The following is a 17,598-nucleotide window of genomic DNA, read 5'->3' on the forward strand; positions in this document are numbered from 1 at the left end:
GACCTTTTAAAGGCCTTTAATCTTTTTTATTCAATTCCAACTTCTTGTTGAACTACATCAGCAATACGTTTGGTATAGCCATCCACTAATTCTTGAGTTGGTGCTTCAGTCATTACACGTAATAATGGTTCAGTTCCACTAGGACGAACAAGTACACGTCCATCACCATTCATTTCTGTTTCTACTTTGGAAATAACATCCTTAACTTTTGAGTTTTCTAGAGCATGTTGTTTATCAGATACTTTAACATTAATTAATTTTTGTGGATACTTTTTAATTTCACTAGCTAATTCTGATAATTTCTTACCAGTATCTTTCATTACATGTAGTAGTTGTAAACTAGTTAACAATCCATCTCCAGTAGTATTAAAGTCTAAGAAAACAATATGTCCAGATTGTTCACCACCAAGATTGTATCCAGATTTATTCATTTCTTCTACCACATATCTGTCCCCAACCTTAGTTTGTACATTCTTCATACCATTGGCTTCCATTGCCTTATACATACCAAGATTACTCATAACAGTACTTACAACTGTATCTTGCTTCAAACGACCATGATCGGACATATATTTTCCACAAATGTACATTATCTTATCACCATCAACTAATTCACCATTTTCGTCAACAGCAATACAACGGTCACCATCTCCATCAAATGCTAAACCAATTTGAGCACCCTTATCAACAACCATTTTTTGTAATTGTTCTGGATGAGTAGAACCAACTTGATCATTAATGTTAATGCCATTAGGAGTAGTAGCCATAGTATCAAAATCAATTCCTAAATCAGCATATAATCTAGATACTAATCTGCTAGTAGCACCATTAGCGGAATCAACACAAATATTCATTCCTGATAAATCTTCTGGAACTGTTTGTTCTAAGAAACGAATATATTTTTGACTACCTTCAGAATAATCATCAGCAGTACCTAATCCCTTGGCTGATGGGCGAGGTAAATCATCTTTATCCTCTTCTAATATTTTTTCGATTTCTTCTTCTAAATCATCTGATAATTTATAACCATCTGAACCAAAGAATTTAATCCCATTATATTCTGCAGGATTATGAGATGCAGTAATCATAACACCAGCAGCAGCTCCTTGAGTTCTAACTAAATAAGCAACTCCTGGAGTAGTAACAACGCCTAATTGTAATACTTCAATTCCAACAGATAACAAACCCGCAACCAATGCATTTTCTAACATTTGACCAGAAATTCTAGTATCACGAGCAACCAAAACCTGAGGTTGTCCTTCTGATTCACTGTGCTTAGTTAAAATATATCCACCAGCACGACCACATTTAAATGCTAATTCAGGGCTAAGGTCTTCATTAGCAACTCCTCTAACCCCATCAGTTCCAAAATATTTCATAATAATATCTCCATTTCTAGTCCATTTAATAGGACTATTTATTTCTAATTAGTTTTAACTTTGACTTTAATATTATCAGGATCAAATCCAGATACATGATTTAAATTTTTATCTAATTGAACATTAACATTCTTTTCTTTATTTATACCAGAAACATCAACATATGCCTTTACTTCCTTAATGTTATCCAATTCTTTGGATGTCCCAAATACCTTAACACTTTTGCTTTCAGGCGTTAAAGTATATTTTTTTGCAGAAGATGCGTTTTCTGTATGCAAACTGACTGGCACTTTTTTATTGTTTCCACTGCTTATTGGTAAATTAACAGAAGTTGTAGAAGGCGTCAAAATTACATTAACAATTTTACCTTTTGCATCTAAGGCCTCAAGAATAACGGAAGAATTAACAGTTTTGTTAGTTCCTTGAGGAATGCTTAACTCGGCAACTACCTTATTAATCTTATTAATTTCGTTTTCGGCACCCGTAACTTTAACTTTATCATTACCTAGAACAGCTTTCCCCGCATGATATCCATCAGCAATGTTTGAATCATCATATTTAACGTTTACTGGAAATTCAGTGGTCCTACGAGGCTGAATATTAACATTAATATAAGAAGGATTAGTCTTATATTTCAATTCATCATTCAATCCATCTTGATAAATTCTGACTCTATGATGGCCAACTCCTAATCTTGAAAGATCAGCATATACTTTGAAGTTTTGTGTATTAACAGTAGTGGTAACTAAAGCTGCTGGACCACTAATTTTAACTGATACTTTTTCAGGATACCCAGTCACAAAATATTTATTATTATCAAAATTCAATTGTAATGGTAAAGATAAAGTTGAATTTTTAGTTGCAGTTAATTGAGTGATTGAACTATCAGTAGAATTATTATTATTCCCAAAAAATTTGCCTTGATTAACATAAACAAATAAAAGGATGGCAAAAATTAATGAAATTAGTCTGAAAAACCAAGGATTATCTAATCTTTTCATTATTTTTTACCTCCATCTTTCTTTTTAAGATTCATTTTATCAATCCATGTACCAACAGTGGTAAAGAAATTCTTGTTCACAGAATCCTGTTTAGTAATCAATTGATCTTTTAGGAACTTAATATAATCTTCTTGAGTAAGCCCTCTTAGTAATTCATTATTTTTAGTGATAGAAACTTCACCAGTTTCTTCTGAAATAACAATCGTAAGTGCATCAGTAACTTCTGAAATTCCAACAGCAGCACGATGCCTCGTTCCTAATTCTTTTGGAATTAAATTACTTTGAGATAATGGTAAATAAGCAGCAGCTACTGCTAACCTATTGTTTCTGATAATAACAGCACCATCATGCAATGGAGTATTAGGAATAAATGTATTTATTAATAGTTCACCGGTGACATCAGCATCGATATTAATACCAGTTTCTATGTAGTCTTCTAATCCTGTATCCATTTGAATTGTTATTAAAGCACCAATACGACGTTTAGACATGTATTGAATTGCTTTATCTAAAGCGGTAATCATCTTTTGATTTTCAACATTTTGGTTTTGCGTATGTTTCAAAATTGAACCACGACCAATATGTTCCAAACCACGTCTTATTTCTGGTTGGAAGATAACGATAATGGCAATAACTCCCCAATTTATAACTTGATCAGTTAACCAGGATACTGCAGTCAAACCAAAAATAATACTAATGATTTTTACAATAGCAATTACCAGTACTCCTCTAAATAACTGAACTGCCTTCGTTCCTCTAAGTAAGACAATTACTTCATATATAATAAACCAAACAACTAATACATCTAAAAGGTTGCTTAGAGTAAATATACTACTAAAATTTATGCTCATAAATATTCCTCCATATTTAATTAACCATATATATTATATCACTCAACATTGTGACTTTTTAATATTAATAATTACATTGTAATTTTTAGCTTTTAATTGTTCAATAAAATTAGCTTTCGCGTTAAAATATAAAATAGTAATAATAAATTATCTTAAGAGGTTGCATAATGTTTAAAAATATAAAATGGCAAATCAGAATAGTCTTCATTGCATGGATTATTTTCTTATATTTTATGGTAAAACCACCCTTTGGCTTTTTAATCTTAAATACTATTTTGGGTTACATTCCAATTGAATTGAGTTTGGAACTTACGAATAAACATGTTAAAAAATCTTGGATATTCTGGCCTATTTTAATACTATGGTTAATATTTTATCCAAACGCACCATACCTTTTAACTGATTTATTTCATCTATCATTACTAAGTCCATATACAAACGAAGGTTTACTGCGTTTGTCGAGTAATATGTGGCTAAGCTATTCATATTTAATAATAAGTGCCTTAGGTTGTTCATTGATCGGATTATATGGACTATTTAAAATAGTTCATGAAATTAAAAATAAATTGCATATTAAAAATAAATTGTTTGGTATAACTTTAATCATAATTTTTAATATCCTTGCTTCAATTGGTATTTATATAGGAAGATTTTTAAGATTTCATACAATATATTTACTATTGTCACCAAAATTATTAATTAATCCTTTAATCAACATGTGGACTCCTCATATGATTGTGTTTGTAATAATTTTAACAATCATCCAAACATTTGTATATTGGATAATAAATCTAATAATCAAAGATGCTAAAAATAACTTTTAATAAAAATCACCCACATAATATGTGGGTGATTTTTATATTTTATGAATCTAATTCAAGATTTTCAAGATAGTTAATTTCTTGTCTTAAATCAGATGCTGTTTTCCAATCGATTTTTTCATCGTTAAGTAATTCTTGAATAGCTATTCTTTGAGCACCTAATGCCCTAACTCTAATTTTACGATACATTGCATCATAATTAATTGGGCTTGTCTTCAATGCTTCATTATAGTTTAAATATTCATCAATTATCGTTTCAACAACATCTTCATCATATTTATTATAAAGTTGTTTTAAGTTTTCAATTGTATAACTATTTATTTTAATTAGTATTTTACGCATTTGTTTATTAATCTCTTCATCATTATTTTGCTTGAAGAGCCATAGCTTTAAAGTTTGGTATGATGATACCAATTCTAATTTAGCATTAGATTGATTAGACTGATTCAAATTTTTAATTTCGCGATGATTAATTTCATAATTAACTGCATTAATCATTTTTTTAGAAATTTGTCCTTGAGCCATTAATTTTTTAATTGCTACTTTTTCATATTTGATTGCTGCAAGACGAATATCTTTTTCCATTTTACTAATATGTGTCATGGAAAATTGCTTAATAATCATCTGATACTGATCAATAATTACATTACTAATATGCTTATCTTCTGCACTATGTTTTTTAATACTATCAATGGCAAAATTCAACATATAAATACGCGTTTTACCCTCATTCCAATAGTTATTGTTATTGTACTCAACAACTTGATTATTATCACTGGGAATCAAAGGTAATATTATAACTGCAGCAAGTAAACTTAAAATAATTACGATTGATGCAATAAATAAAATCAAAGCACGATCTGGAAATGGTATTCCTTGATTAGTTACAAATGGTATGGATAACACACCAGCCATTGTGATTGCACCTCTAACCCCTGATAGTCCTGCAATAACGGCAGTTTTAATATCAATTGGAGCAAATCTATGTTCAGAAATAAACGTAGTAAAGGTCTCATATATCATAATCCAAGCAATTCTAATAATTAATAAAACTAACCAAGTTATAATTGCATATCCAATAGATATCCAAGTATTAAATTGCATGCTTTTAACTACAGTTCCCATTGCAAACGGAACTTCAATTCCCAATATTATAAACACGATCCCGTTCAATAGATAAATGATAACATCCCAAGTATGTTCACTCATTATATCTAATTCAGCAGAAGAAGCATTGGACTTTGATGCTTTTAAGTGATAAATAATTCCTGCAGTTACAACAGCAATTACTCCTGAAGCATGAAATACTTCTTCAGATAACATATATATTAGAAATGGCGATGCTATTTGAGAAACAATGTTAAATGGAACATTCGTTAAACCTTTTTCGTATAAAAACTTACGAATAAATAAAATAAATAGCATTGTTATAATTCCAATAACGCCACCAACAATACTAATGTAAAAGAAATCAGTAACTGCACCTTTTAAAGAAAAAGAACCATAGACAGTCGCAGCTACTGCATATTTGAATCCAATTAGTCCACTAGCATCATTAATTAAACTTTCACCATTAACTAAGTGTAAAATATTTTTCGGTAATTTAGCCTTTTTAGCAATTGATTCAACTGCAATAGGATCAGTTGGTGACAAAATAGCAGCTAAAGCAAATGCAACTGGTAATGGCATTGATGGAATCATTTTATAAATAACTAATCCACCTAATATCATTGTTATAAACACTAACAATATAGAATTAGCAAAAATGGGCCATCTTAATTCCCATAAATCATCTTTTGGGAAACGCCGACCATCATTAAAAAGTAAGGGGGCAATAAACAACAATAAAAACCAGTCACTACTTAGATGAATGTTAAAGCCAAATATAACGGCTAATAGACATCCCAAAGTCACTTGAATAAGGCTATCTGGAATTACTGGAACATAATGGTGAATTATATTAGACGATAGCAAAATAATTGTTAGTAGCAAAATAATTTCAATAAGTTCCATATAAAATTAACTCCTTATTTATCTTCTCCAATAATTCTAACTTCAGTTTCTAACTTAACTCCTTGCTTATCATACACAATTTTTTGAACATGATGAATTACATTAAGATAATCAGTAGCACTTGCGTTACCAACATTTACAATAAAGCCTGCATGTTTAGTAGATACTTGAGCACCACCAGATTGATAACCTTGTAATCCAGAATCATGTATTAGTTTACCAGCAAAGTACCCTTTAGGTCTTTTAAAAACACTCCCACAAGAAGGTAATTCTAGTGGTTGTTTTGAAGCCCTCAAAGAATTAAAGTGATCCATTTTAAGTTGAATATCATGCTTATCGGCATGCGTTAATTTAAAAGTTGCTTGTAAAACAATGTCATTATTATCTTGAATGGAACTATGACGATATCCAAAGTCCAATTCATCATGTTTGATTATCTTTATTTCATTATTTGGTGTTAAGGCAACTATACTATCAGCAATTTGATCAGTTTCACCACCGTATGCTCCAGCATTCATAAATATTGCCCCACCTACACTACCGGGAATTCCTGCTGCAAACTCAGCACCTGATAAGCTGCTCTTCTGTGCAGCTATCGTAACATCAATATATGCTGCACCAGCATCAGCAATAACCAAATTATCAGTAGTTTCAATACTATTCATATCAGTTAACATAATTACTAGGCCGCGAATACCACCATCTTTGATAATTAAATTACTTGCGTTCCCAAGAACTGTAATTGGCAAATTTTCAGAATTAGCCAATTGCAATAATTCTTGAACTTCATCAATAGATTTTGGAAAAGCTAATAAATCAGCTGGGCCACCAGTTTTTGTAAATGTATATTTTGATAATGATTCATTCTTTAATATTTTTACTTTTTCTTTCATAGCTATCAATTTCCTTAATATATTTTATATTTTAATTTTAACACGATAAAAGACTTTGTTACCATGTTATACTTAAGTATAAATTTTATATTAAGGAGTTTATAAATGAATTTTACTGCAATTGATTTTGAAACAGCTAATAATAAACGTGCAAGTGCATGTTCATTAGCAATAACAGTAGTAAGAAATAATAAAATTGTTGATGAATTTTATACGCTTATAAATCCAGAAGTCGAATTTAATTGGCGAAATATCAAAGTTCATGGGTTACATGCAGAAGATGTTGCTGATGCACCTACTTTTCCAGAAATATGGCCAATTATTAATCATTTCTTTAGTCATGACAAACTGGTAATTGCACATAATAATTCATTTGATAATAGCGTTTTAAAGAATACTCTATTAAGATATGATTTAATTGTCCCTAAATATCTGACTTTAGATACTGTAAAAACTTCAAAATACTTCTTCCCAGAATTTGAAAATCATAAATTAAATACTGTATGTGAAAACATGAATATTGATTTGCATCATCATCATAATGCGTTAGATGATAGTTTAGCATGTGCCAATATATTGATTAAACAACAAAAAGAATTTGGCGATGACGAAATAAAACAATTCATAAAAGTAAAAAAATAATCTGCTTATTAATTTAAGCAGATTATTTTTTTAGTTTTATATTCATTTCATAAGTAGAATGGTAATTTTCATGAATATTAATTAAACGTTTTTTAGAAAACATAAAGCCACATTTCTGATATAGATGCACAGCTGCATGATTCCTTTTCTCTACAATTAATGCAATTGTAGACAAATTACTATAGTTAGATCCCCAATGAATAGCTTCTTTAACTAAATCAGTACCTAATCCATAGTTCCAATATTTTTTAATGATTGCTATGCCCAATTCGCCTAAATCTGAATCATCTAGATTTTGGACAGTTACTAAACCTATAATTTTATCTAAATGCTTAGCTAATAAGATGACATTTCCACGAGTTTGATTAACTAACATGATTTGTTGTGCTTGCTGTTGAACACTCATTTCACCAAGTTCTGGATCAATCGTGAAAGTATCAGATTCAGTTTTTAATTGTTCCAATAAATTAATTAAATTTTCAGCATCTTCAGGCATTGCCAAAGTAATATTTACATCAATTTTATTTTCCATTATTTTTCAAGATAACTTTCTTTAATAATATTATTAAAGTGTTCACCTTTAGGCTGAAAATCAATTGTACGATAATTATCACCCTTAGAATCATCACGTTTAAAAATGATTTTAAGATAATCACTAGGTAATTCATTTTCAATAAAATTAGACCATTCGATGACGTTAATACCATCACCATTAAAATATTCTTCTAAACCTAATTCATCCCCACTGCCATCGTCTAAACGATATGCATCCATGTGATACAAAGGTAAGCGTCCATCTTGATATTCTCTAATAATTGTAAATGTCGGACTTTTAATGTTCCTTTTAATACCTAGTCCTTCAGCAAGCCCCTTAGTAAAAGTAGTCTTACCAGCACCTAAATCACCGTCTAATAAAATGACATCTTTAGGTTTTAAATAATCAGCGATTTTTTTACCATAACTCATGGTCTCTTCTGGAGTATTAACGTTAAACTTCATATATTAACCTCCTTATTTTAAAGATTGTGCAGCAGTAATAATTGAAACATTGTAAACGTCTTCAGCATTACAACCTCTTGATAAATCTGAAACTGGTTTAGCCATTCCTTGTAAAATTGGACCAAATGCTTCAAATCCACCTAAGCGTTGAGCAATTTTGTAGCCAATATTTCCTGATTGCAATTCAGGAAATACAAATACATTGGCGTTTCCTGCAACTCCAGATGTAGGTGCTTTCTTTTTTGCCACTTCTGGAACAAGTGCAGCATCAAATTGTAGTTCACCATCAGATGGGCAATCTAATTCATCTTGAGCCATCTTAGCAGCTTCTTGCACTTTAGTAACCATTTCACCCTTAGCTGAACCCTTTGTAGAAAAGCTTAAAAATGCAACTTTAGGATCGATTCCAAACATTTTAGCAGTCTCCGCACTTTGTTTAGCTACTTCAACCATGCCAGCTGCATCTAATTCCAAGTTAATCGCACAGTCAGCAAATACATAACGAGTATCTCCTTTTTGCATTAAGAAAGAACCAGAAATTCTACGCATTCCTTTTTTGGTTTTAATAATTTGTAATGCTGGTCTAACTGTATCTCCAGTAGCATGTGCTGCTCCAGAAACCATACCATCAGCCTTACCCATATAAACTAGCATTGTTCCAAAATAATTTTCATTATTTAACCATTCTGATAATTGTTCACGAGTGTTTTTACCATTGCGACGTTCTTCTAAAGCATCTAACATTGCTTCATATTCATCTTTAGGATAATCATTGATATCAATGATTTGTACTTTACTTAAATCAGCACCATTAGCATGCTTTGAAATATCAGTGTTATTTCCTAATAAAATAGGTGTAATTAAATCTTCAGAAGCTAAACGTGAAGCTGCTTCAATAATTCTTTCATCAGATCCTTCGGGAAAAACAATTTTTTTATTTTTGCCCTTAATATCATTTCTTAATCCATCAAATAAATTGCTCATATAAAAGCCTCCTAATAAATTATTTCATTGATACATGTTCTGGTAATTGCCAATCAATTGGCTGTTCTCCCAATGCTTTTAAAGCATCATTAGTCTTAGAAAACGGCTTAGATCCAAAAAATCCACGATATGCAGACAATGGACTAGGATGAGCAGATTGAATGACAATATTAGTATCAGTATTAATTAGTTTAATTTTAGAACGAGCTGCTCCACCCCACAATATAAAGATGACGGGTTCTGGACGTGCTGATAACTTTTTAATTGCAGCATCTGTCAACTGTTCCCAGCCTTTACCTTTATGGGAAAAAGCTTGGCCATTTCTAACTGTCAAAACAGAGTTTAATAACAAAACTCCTTGTTTAGCCCATTTTTCTAAATAGCCATGATTAACTGGCTTGATTCCTAAGTCATCTTGTAATTCTTTATAAATATTACGTAATGATGGCGGTAACTTAACACCTGGCATAACTGAAAAGCTTAATCCATGAGCTTGATTAGGTTCGTGATAAGGATCTTGACCTAAAATAACCACTTTCACTTTACTAAATGGTGTCCATTCAAAAGCTTCATAAATTTTACCAGCTGCTGGATGAATATCATAGTGATTGTATTCATTAACTAAAAATTTTCTTAAATCTTGGTAATAACTTTTTTCAAATTCTGGTTGTAAAACTTCCCACCAATCATTATGAATAAAAGGTTTCATGTCTAAACACCTCGCATTAATTTTATCACAATTAATATCCAAATTACATTTACAAAAAAGCACTTCCAAAATAGGAAGTGCTTTTATTTATAGTTAATAATGTTTCATTACACGAGAAATTTCACGTTGTTGATCACGTTTTTTAATTGTATTTCGCTTATCATACTCATGTTTTCCTTCAGCAACACCAATTAAAACTTTAGCAAAGCCACGCTTAATATACATTTTTAGAGGAATTAGAGTGATTCCTTTTTTATCAGTTTCACGTGCTAATCGTTTAATTTCTTGTTTATGCAAAAGTAGCTTACGATTACGTAATGGATCATGATTAAATTGATTACCTTGTGTATATTCACTAATGTGAACATTCATCAAAGTAGCTTGTCCATTACGAATTTGAGCAAACCCATCTTTTAAATTTACTCGATGTGCTCTAACTGACTTAATTTCAGTTCCTGTTAAAGCAATTCCTGCTTCGTAAGTTTGCAAAACACGGTAATCATGTCTGGCCTTTCTATTTTGAGCCATTAGATTAGCATTTTTTGCATTTTGTTTCTTCTTAGCCATTTAAAATCACCTCTAAGATCTAGGATAATTAACGTTTATGGTTAGATCTTCTATGATTGTTTTTATGATTATCGTTTCTGTTAGAACGTTTACCGTTGAATTTGCCGTGACCCTTTTTATCGCCGTTACGACGATTACGTCTATTGCCACCGCGAGAACCATTATTCTTATGTTCAGGTCTTAATTTAGACATTGGTGTATCCTGTGGATTTACAATATCAAAATCTACTGCACTTTGGTCGACATCAACATTAACAACTTTAACACGAACTGGTTGTCCAATACGGTAAGTACGATGTGTATTACGTCCAACTAACGCTAAGAATTTTTCAATATATTCATAGTAATCATCTTTCATACGACTAATATGAACTAATCCTTCTACCGTATTTGGCAATTCAATAAACATTCCAAATTTCAAGACTGAACTAACCGTTGCATCAAATTCTTCACCAACATGATCAGCCATGTATTCAGCTTTCTTCATTGCATCAGTATCACGTTCAGCATCTACTTCACGACGTTCACATTTAGATGAATGTACTGAAATTTCTTCTAGTAAGTTACCATATTTTTCTTTAGCTGCCTTACCCATTCCATTATCTTCATAATGATGAATCAAACGGTGAACCATAGTATCAGGATATCTTCTAATTGGTGATGTAAAGTGAGTATAGTATTCAGCACCTAATCCAAAATGACCTAATGGTTGGTCAGTATATCTAGCCTGTTTTAAACTACGCAACATCATAACTGATACTGCAGCTTCTTCAGGCTTACCAGCAACTTTCTTTAGAACATTTTGTAACATCTTAGGTTTTAAGTGATCTGGATCACCCTTAATATCAATACCAAATGCACTCAAGAATTCAAAGAAGTTTTTAACTCTTTCACCATCAGGAGTTTCGTGGACACGATAGATAAATGGTACATGCTTTTGACAATAGTTTTTTGCAACAGTTTCATTGGCAGCTAACATAAATGATTCAATCATTTTTTCTGCTAAACCACGGACACGAACTTGAATATCAATTGGGTGTCCATTATCATCAACGATAATTTCTGCTTCATTGTCATCAAAATCAATAGCACCACGACGGCGACGTTGTTTATATAATATTTTGTGTAGTTCACCCATAGTTTTAAACATCGGAACTAAACGGGAGTACTTTTCTTTAGTTTTTTCGTCGTCTGATTCCAAAATGTCATTAACAGCTTTATATGTCATTCTAGCAGTTGATTTCATAACACTAGGATGAATGCGATGTTTAACAACATGTCCTTCAGGATTAATTTCCATGTCACAACTCATACATAGTCTTAATTGTCCTTCATTCAATGAACAAATACCATTAGATAAGCGACGAGGTAACATTGGGATAACTCGGTCAGTTAAATAAACTGAAGTTCCACGTTTATATGCTTCTTCATCTAATAAACTACCTGGTTTAACATAGTGTGATACATCGGCAATGTGAACACCTAAATGATAGTTACCATTTGGTAATTTCCATGCAGTAACAGCATCATCCAAGTCTTTAGAAGATTCACCATCAATAGTAACTAAATCTTGATCAGTGATATCTTCGCGACCCTTCATTTCTTCTTCACTAATTTCCTCTGGAATCGCATCCGCTTCTTGTAAAACATCTTCTGGAAATTGTGATGGAATATTATGAGCATACACAATTTGTAAAATATCAATACCTGGATCATCAACACTTCCGATTACTTCTTTTGCAATTCCTACCATGTAATCAGGATGATCTTCATTTGGGTATTCAGTGATTTCAGCGGTAACAACTTCTCCTGGTGTTGGTTTCAAACCTACACCAACAACATAGAATTTATAGTTAATTAATTTCTTTTCTTTTAACTTAACTTGACCAATATATCCTTGATCATCATCAGTACGAGTAAATTCACCAACTACTTGTTCATAATTTCTTTCAATAATGTCTACAATTTTACCTTCAGGACCCTTACCTGAATTTTGGTCACCTTTTCTTACAATTTTGATTTCAACAGTATCACCATTCATTGCATTCATAGTATTTCCAGGAGCAATAAAGGCGTCGTCTAAATCATCATCATAATTAACAAAACCAAAACCTTTGGGGTTTGAATGAAAAATACCTTCTAATTTTTCATTTTCTTCATTAAATTTGAAGTTACCTTCTTCGGTAACAATTACAGTTTTTTCTCTTTCCAAGACAGCAAGTGTTTGCACGATGAGAGTAAATGCATTAGCACCGTGATAGCCTAGTTCATCAGCAATTTCTTCAACCGCAAATGTTTGACTAGGAAACTTGTTTAAAACCGCTTGGACTTCATTTTTTAAATTATTATCTTCCAATATCGATTCCTCATTAATTTATTATTTTTGAACTTAATCAAATTCCGTCATACTTCTATAAGTCATTTTAACATTTTTATACTATCTTTTATTAAATAAATATAAAAAAAGACCCTGTAAATTTTACAGGAGTCATTCTTTTTAATGCGATGATAGCCATACTAAGGCTAATGCAGACGCAAAAAAGATAATTAATAAAACAACAGTAACCTTTTGCATAAAGGCTTCAAATCCACGAGGCTTTGAGCCAGCAAATAAGTCATCAGCTCCACCACTCAATGATGACATTGCATCATTATTGGTTTTAGCTGGTTGCATTAATACGGCAATGATTATTAAAACACTGTCAATCCAAATTATATCCATTAATAAATTATACAATTCGTTGCCTCCTACCTAAAATAGGTTTTAAATCAATAATTGATAGCTTTATATTTTAGTTTATCATATAAAACAAATCTTTCCAATTAGTAATAAATTTTGTTAACTATTAGTTACCAGTTTATCCATAAAATAATGTACGTAACCGCGATTATTATAATTGGTCGATATTTTCAAATTATCCCCTGCTTTAATGACTGTAGATCCATTAGGAATAATTTTTTCATCATTACGACCAATTGAACTTAAAATCGTGTCTTTAGGCCAAGTAATTTCTTTAACCATTTTACCATCAATTTTACATCCTACAAATACCGAATAATTAATTGTAAATAATCCACCAAGATTACTTTGCTTTTGTGGACTTAATAAATTATTTAGCATCTCATCATAAATTGGCTTGCTATTCATTAAATCAGAAACCACGTATGCAACTAATGTAACAAACGATAAAGCCATTAAGTTCTGCAAAGAACCAACCATTTCAGTAATCAATAATATGGCAGTAAAAGGTGATTTACTAATACAAGCAAAATAAGCACTCATTGAAACAATAATAAAATTAACAAATAAATATGATGGCATTAAATTAAAATTAATTAATGCTTTTGCATATAAAGCACCTAAAATAGCACCTAAAGAAAGCATTGGTAAAAATATCCCCCCAGGGGTGCCAGTACCATACGAAATGGTTGAAAAAATAAAGCGTAATACAAAATAAAATAGCAAAATTGATATTAATGGTGATTGCTTAGCAATCATTAAAACTAATGTACTTCCACCACCAGAAACTTTAGGAACAAACATTTCAATTGGTATTACTAATAGGAAAGGAATTATCGAAAAGATCCATTGTGGCAGAAATTTAATTTTAGCATACCATTTACTAATGTTAATAGTAAAAAATTCATACATTTTACCAAAAAGGCCTAAAAATATTCCTAAACCAATCAAATAAGGATATATGTGTAATGGAATAACATGAAAATATTGCATATGTAAAACCGGTGTTTTTCCAAAAATAGCTGTTGAAACAAAATTAGATGCAACTGCTGCTGACAATGCAACAGTCCAAACTAAAGTAGAAAAATTATGATAAATTTCTTCTAAAACAAATAAAGTACTAGCAATAGGTGCATTAAACGCTGCAGATAATCCAGCTGCTGCACCACCAGAAATCATTATCTTTCTATCAACACCAATTTTGTGAGTGATTTTAGCTATTCCTTGAGCTAAGGTAGCACCTAACTGAATTGATGGCCCTTCCCTTCCAAGAAATAAACCACTGGAAATAGATAAAACACCACCAATAAATTTTTTTATAAATACAGGTAGCCATTTATAATCAATTTCTCCGGCGAGTTGACCCTCGACTTGTGGAATCCCTGATCCTTTAATGTCAGAATTAGATAATATTAGTTGATAAGTAATAATTGCAAACAGTAAATTAATAGCTATTAATAATATTAAAGATAAAAAATTATGATTAGCATACATAGCTATTTTTAATAATATTCCAGATAAGGATTCAATTAATATTCTAAAAATGCTAATAAAGAATCCTACTAAAGTTCCAATTAAAGCTCCGTATAAAACTGATTTGAAGCGTTTAATATTATCATTTTTCAAGTCAATTACCCCTTAAAGTATAATAATTTAATCATACCATAATTAAAATAAAAAAAGCATTAAACATAAACATGCCTAATGCTTTTTATTATTATGAATAACAAAATTATTTGTTAATAATATTGTTACGTGCTTCTTCACTTAGGTTGTAGAATGAGTGTACACCTTTGTATTGAGCAACTGAACCTAATTGGTCTTCAATTCTCATTAATTGGTTGTACTTAGCGATACGTTCGCCACGACTCATTGAACCAGTCTTAATTTGACCAGCATTCATAGCAACAACTAAGTCAGAAATTGTAGTATCTTCAGTTTCACCAGAACGGTGTGAAATGATAGCTGTGTATCCAGCTTCCTTAGCCATTTGTACAGCATTAACAGTTTCAGTTAAGGTACCGATTTGGTTAAGTTTAATTAAGATTGAGTTTGAAACGCCCATCTTAATACCCTTACGTAAGTAGTTAGTGTTAGTTACGAATAAGTCATCACCAACGATTTGAACTTTCTTACCTAAGCGCTTAGTAGCCATTTGCCAATCTTCCCATTCGTTTTCATCCAATGGATCTTCGATGGAAATAATTGGATATTTGTCTACTAATTGTTCTAGTAATGTAACAAATTCATCAGCAGAGTATGATTTACCATCACCTACTAAGTTGTACTTCTTAGTATCAGCATCATAAAATTCTGATGCAGCACAGTCAAATGCAATTGATACATCTTTACCTGGCTTGTAACCAGCACGTTGGATTGCTTCTACTAAGATTTCAAATGGTTCTTCATTGTTCTTCAAATCAGGAGCAAAACCACCTTCGTCACCTACAGCAGTTGAGTAACCCTTTTCGTTTAAGATAGCCTTTAAGTTGTGGAATGTTTCAGAACCCATACGGATAGCTTCTTTAACAGTTTCAGCACCAACAGGCATAATCATAAATTCTTGGAAGTCAACCTTGTTATTAGCATGTTCACCACCATTGATAACGTTCATCATTGGAGTAGGTAATACGTGAGCATTAAAACCACCAAGATAGTTATATAATGGAACACCTAATTCATCAGCAGCAGCACGTGCAGCAGCTAATGAAACACCTAAAATAGCGTTAGCACCTAACTTACCTTTAGTAGGTGTACCATCCAATTTGATCATAGCTTGGTCAATAGCTAATTGATCAGTTACGTCATAACCAACAATTTCTTTAGCAATAATGTTATTAACGTTGTTAACAGCCTTAGTAACACCCTTACCCATGTAACGGTTCTTATCACCATCACGTAATTCAACGGCTTCGTGTTCACCAGTAGATGCACCTGAAGGTACGATTCCACGACCCATTGCACCTGCTTCAGTATATAGTTCTACTTCAACTGTAGGATTTCCACGAGAATCTAATACTTCTCGAGCATAAATATCTGAAATAATTGACATTTTATTCTCTCCTTAATGAAAGTTGTTACCTCAGAATCAAGGCTACTTTCATTTTATTATTTTAAAGACAAACTTTCAACACAAACTCCTTATAAAAAGCGAATTATTTTGAATAATTAACAATTTTTAGAAATTCTTTTGGCTTTAAACTAGCAGTTCCTGCTAAAACACCATCAACATCTTTTTGTTGCATCAATTCTTGTACGTTTTTGTCATTAACGCTACCACCATACAATATTCTAACTTTACTAGCCACTTTTTCGTCATACAGTTCGGCAATCGTTTTTCTAATTAAGCAACAAGCTTCTTGTGTTTCTGAAACACTAGCAGATTTACCAGTTCCAATTGCCCAGCTAGGTTCATATCCAATTACTACATTTTGTGCATCCTTAGATGAAACCCCATTCAATGATTCTGCAACCGGATTAACTACCCAGTCCATATGATCATCAGTTTTTTGTTTGGTCATTGTTTCATCACAACAAATAATTGGAATCATATGGTTTTGTAGTACAGCTTTTAATTTTTTATTTACGGTTTTATTGGTCTCATTAAAATATTTACGCCTTTCTGAGTGGCCAAGCATAACATAATTAACCCCCATCTCAGATAAAGCATAAGGACTAACTTCACCAGTATAAGCTCCTTTATCTTTATAGAAACAATTTTCAGCAGATGATTTTAAAGGACTATTTTTACAATATTTAGTTAAAGTCTCTAAAAATATTGGTGATGCTGCAATTGCACACTCAACTTGGTTACTATCAGGTAATTTGTTAGTAATTTGATCTAAAAAGCTATCAACTTCTTCAAGAGTTAAATTCATTTTCCAATTACCCACTATGAAAGGAGTCCTCATTATTATTTCCCCCTCAATATTTAATAAAATTAAATATTAATCTTTATAATCAATAATACCACTCAGGTAAAATAAATTAAGTAATTCA

At 31.4% G+C, this 17,598-nt stretch carries 17 protein-coding genes; 2 read left to right on the forward strand and 15 right to left on the reverse strand.

Translation table 11 applies throughout. The features are described 5' to 3' along the window. Positions 1–26: 26 nt before the first annotated feature. From glmM to cdaA, 3 genes are read right to left on the reverse strand one after another with little or no spacing between them, the layout of a single operon-like run. Positions 27–1,379 (reverse strand): phosphoglucosamine mutase, encoded by a 1,353-nt coding sequence (glmM, locus tag C7N41_RS06635; RefSeq protein ID WP_105964907.1) that lies wholly within the window; start codon positions 1,377–1,379, stop codon positions 27–29. A 44-nt stretch (positions 1,380–1,423) separates the two neighbouring features. Beyond that, positions 1,424–2,380 carry a CdaR family protein gene (locus C7N41_RS06640; RefSeq protein WP_105964908.1) on the reverse strand — a complete coding sequence of 319 codons (957 nt, stop codon included), beginning with the start codon at positions 2,378–2,380 and terminating at the stop codon, positions 1,424–1,426. Then, the gene (gene cdaA / locus C7N41_RS06645) at positions 2,380–3,231 is read right to left on the reverse strand and encodes a diadenylate cyclase CdaA (RefSeq protein WP_105964909.1); all 852 of its coding nucleotides are present in this window, start codon (positions 3,229–3,231) and stop codon (positions 2,380–2,382) included. Before cdaA ends, C7N41_RS06640 begins: the two co-directional genes overlap by 1 nt. Before the next feature lie 167 nt (positions 3,232–3,398). Between cdaA and C7N41_RS06650 the strand changes: the two genes are divergently transcribed. Next, a complete protein-coding gene (locus tag C7N41_RS06650) occupies positions 3,399–4,055 on the forward strand; it encodes a DUF1361 domain-containing protein (protein WP_174674031.1) in 657 nt (218 codons plus the stop codon). 39 nt (positions 4,056–4,094) lie between these two features. On the opposite strand, the gene C7N41_RS06655 is transcribed toward C7N41_RS06650, so the two are convergent. Continuing rightward, positions 4,095–6,065, reverse strand: coding sequence for a cation:proton antiporter (locus C7N41_RS06655; protein WP_105964911.1), 1,971 nt, complete (start codon positions 6,063–6,065; stop codon positions 4,095–4,097). A gap of 14 nt (positions 6,066–6,079) precedes the next feature. Next, positions 6,080–6,979, reverse strand: a complete 900-nt coding sequence (gene murB / locus C7N41_RS06660) for a UDP-N-acetylmuramate dehydrogenase (protein WP_105964912.1) — start codon at positions 6,977–6,979, stop codon at positions 6,080–6,082. A gap of 84 nt (positions 6,980–7,063) precedes the next feature. Between murB and C7N41_RS06665 the strand changes: the two genes are divergently transcribed. Further along, positions 7,064–7,600: a 3'-5' exonuclease gene (locus C7N41_RS06665; protein WP_105964913.1), complete on the forward strand. Its 537-nt coding sequence runs from the start codon at positions 7,064–7,066 to the stop codon at positions 7,598–7,600. Between the two features lie 22 nt (positions 7,601–7,622). Here the strand turns inward: C7N41_RS06665 and C7N41_RS06670 are convergent, their stop codons facing one another. The 10 genes from C7N41_RS06670 to tpiA form a co-directional block, all read right to left on the reverse strand. Next, a complete protein-coding gene (locus C7N41_RS06670; protein ID WP_105964914.1) occupies positions 7,623–8,132 on the reverse strand; it encodes a GNAT family N-acetyltransferase in 510 nt (169 codons plus the stop codon). Then, positions 8,132–8,599 carry a tRNA (adenosine(37)-N6)-threonylcarbamoyltransferase complex ATPase subunit type 1 TsaE gene (gene tsaE / locus C7N41_RS06675; protein WP_105964915.1) on the reverse strand — a complete coding sequence of 156 codons (468 nt, stop codon included), beginning with the start codon at positions 8,597–8,599 and terminating at the stop codon, positions 8,132–8,134. The genes C7N41_RS06670 and tsaE overlap by 1 nt, the downstream gene beginning before the upstream one ends. Before the next feature lie 12 nt (positions 8,600–8,611). Continuing rightward, positions 8,612–9,583 carry a phosphate acetyltransferase gene (gene pta / locus C7N41_RS06680; RefSeq protein WP_105964916.1) on the reverse strand — a complete coding sequence of 324 codons (972 nt, stop codon included), beginning with the start codon at positions 9,581–9,583 and terminating at the stop codon, positions 8,612–8,614. Positions 9,584–9,602: 19 nt separating this feature from the next. Next, entirely contained in the window at positions 9,603–10,292 is a 690-nt protein-coding gene (locus C7N41_RS06685; RefSeq protein WP_105964917.1) for a uracil-DNA glycosylase, read from the reverse strand. Positions 10,293–10,385: 93 nt separating this feature from the next. After that, on the reverse strand, positions 10,386–10,859 hold the full coding sequence (smpB, locus tag C7N41_RS06690) for an SsrA-binding protein SmpB (protein ID WP_105964918.1): 474 nt from the start codon (positions 10,857–10,859) through the stop codon (positions 10,386–10,388). A 28-nt stretch (positions 10,860–10,887) separates the two neighbouring features. Continuing rightward, positions 10,888–13,215, reverse strand: coding sequence for a ribonuclease R (gene rnr, locus C7N41_RS06695; protein ID WP_105964919.1), 2,328 nt, complete (start codon positions 13,213–13,215; stop codon positions 10,888–10,890). A 141-nt stretch (positions 13,216–13,356) separates the two neighbouring features. After that, positions 13,357–13,596 carry a preprotein translocase subunit SecG gene (gene secG / locus C7N41_RS06700; protein ID WP_105957082.1) on the reverse strand — a complete coding sequence of 80 codons (240 nt, stop codon included), beginning with the start codon at positions 13,594–13,596 and terminating at the stop codon, positions 13,357–13,359. 102 nt (positions 13,597–13,698) lie between these two features. Beyond that, positions 13,699–15,225, reverse strand: coding sequence for a ClC family H(+)/Cl(-) exchange transporter (locus C7N41_RS06705; protein ID WP_225362885.1), 1,527 nt, complete (start codon positions 15,223–15,225; stop codon positions 13,699–13,701). A 106-nt stretch (positions 15,226–15,331) separates the two neighbouring features. Beyond that, a complete protein-coding gene (eno, locus tag C7N41_RS06710) occupies positions 15,332–16,651 on the reverse strand; it encodes a phosphopyruvate hydratase (protein WP_105964920.1) in 1,320 nt (439 codons plus the stop codon). 103 nt (positions 16,652–16,754) lie between these two features. Then, complete coding sequence (gene tpiA / locus C7N41_RS06715; protein ID WP_105964921.1) at positions 16,755–17,510, reverse strand: triose-phosphate isomerase; 756 nt, start codon at positions 17,508–17,510, stop codon at positions 16,755–16,757. Positions 17,511–17,598 lie beyond the last annotated feature (88 nt).

The sequence above is a fragment of the Apilactobacillus micheneri genome, assembly GCF_002993975.1.
Lineage (GTDB): Bacteria > Bacillota > Bacilli > Lactobacillales > Lactobacillaceae > Apilactobacillus > Apilactobacillus micheneri.

What these genes read in the sequence shown, in the direction of transcription:
- C7N41_RS06685 (WP_105964917.1), bottom strand. Translation starts at nt 10,292, where the DNA reads ATGAAACCTTTTATTCATAATGATTGGTGGGAAGTTTTACAACCAGAA.
- eno (WP_105964920.1), bottom strand. Translation starts at nt 16,651, where the DNA reads ATGTCAATTATTTCAGATATTTATGCTCGAGAAGTATTAGATTCTCGT.
- C7N41_RS06670 (WP_105964914.1), bottom strand. Translation starts at nt 8,132, where the DNA reads ATGGAAAATAAAATTGATGTAAATATTACTTTGGCAATGCCTGAAGAT.
- glmM (WP_105964907.1), bottom strand. Translation starts at nt 1,379, where the DNA reads ATGAAATATTTTGGAACTGATGGGGTTAGAGGAGTTGCTAATGAAGAC.
- cdaA (WP_105964909.1), bottom strand. Translation starts at nt 3,231, where the DNA reads ATGAGCATAAATTTTAGTAGTATATTTACTCTAAGCAACCTTTTAGAT.
- C7N41_RS06640 (WP_105964908.1), bottom strand. Translation starts at nt 2,380, where the DNA reads ATGAAAAGATTAGATAATCCTTGGTTTTTCAGACTAATTTCATTAATT.
- pta (WP_105964916.1), bottom strand. Translation starts at nt 9,583, where the DNA reads ATGAGCAATTTATTTGATGGATTAAGAAATGATATTAAGGGCAAAAAT.
- C7N41_RS06655 (WP_105964911.1), bottom strand. Translation starts at nt 6,065, where the DNA reads ATGGAACTTATTGAAATTATTTTGCTACTAACAATTATTTTGCTATCG.
- C7N41_RS06665 (WP_105964913.1), top strand. Translation starts at nt 7,064, where the DNA reads ATGAATTTTACTGCAATTGATTTTGAAACAGCTAATAATAAACGTGCA.
- smpB (WP_105964918.1), bottom strand. Translation starts at nt 10,859, where the DNA reads ATGGCTAAGAAGAAACAAAATGCAAAAAATGCTAATCTAATGGCTCAA.
- tsaE (WP_105964915.1), bottom strand. Translation starts at nt 8,599, where the DNA reads ATGAAGTTTAACGTTAATACTCCAGAAGAGACCATGAGTTATGGTAAA.
- tpiA (WP_105964921.1), bottom strand. Translation starts at nt 17,510, where the DNA reads ATGAGGACTCCTTTCATAGTGGGTAATTGGAAAATGAATTTAACTCTT.
- C7N41_RS06650 (WP_174674031.1), top strand. Translation starts at nt 3,399, where the DNA reads ATGTTTAAAAATATAAAATGGCAAATCAGAATAGTCTTCATTGCATGG.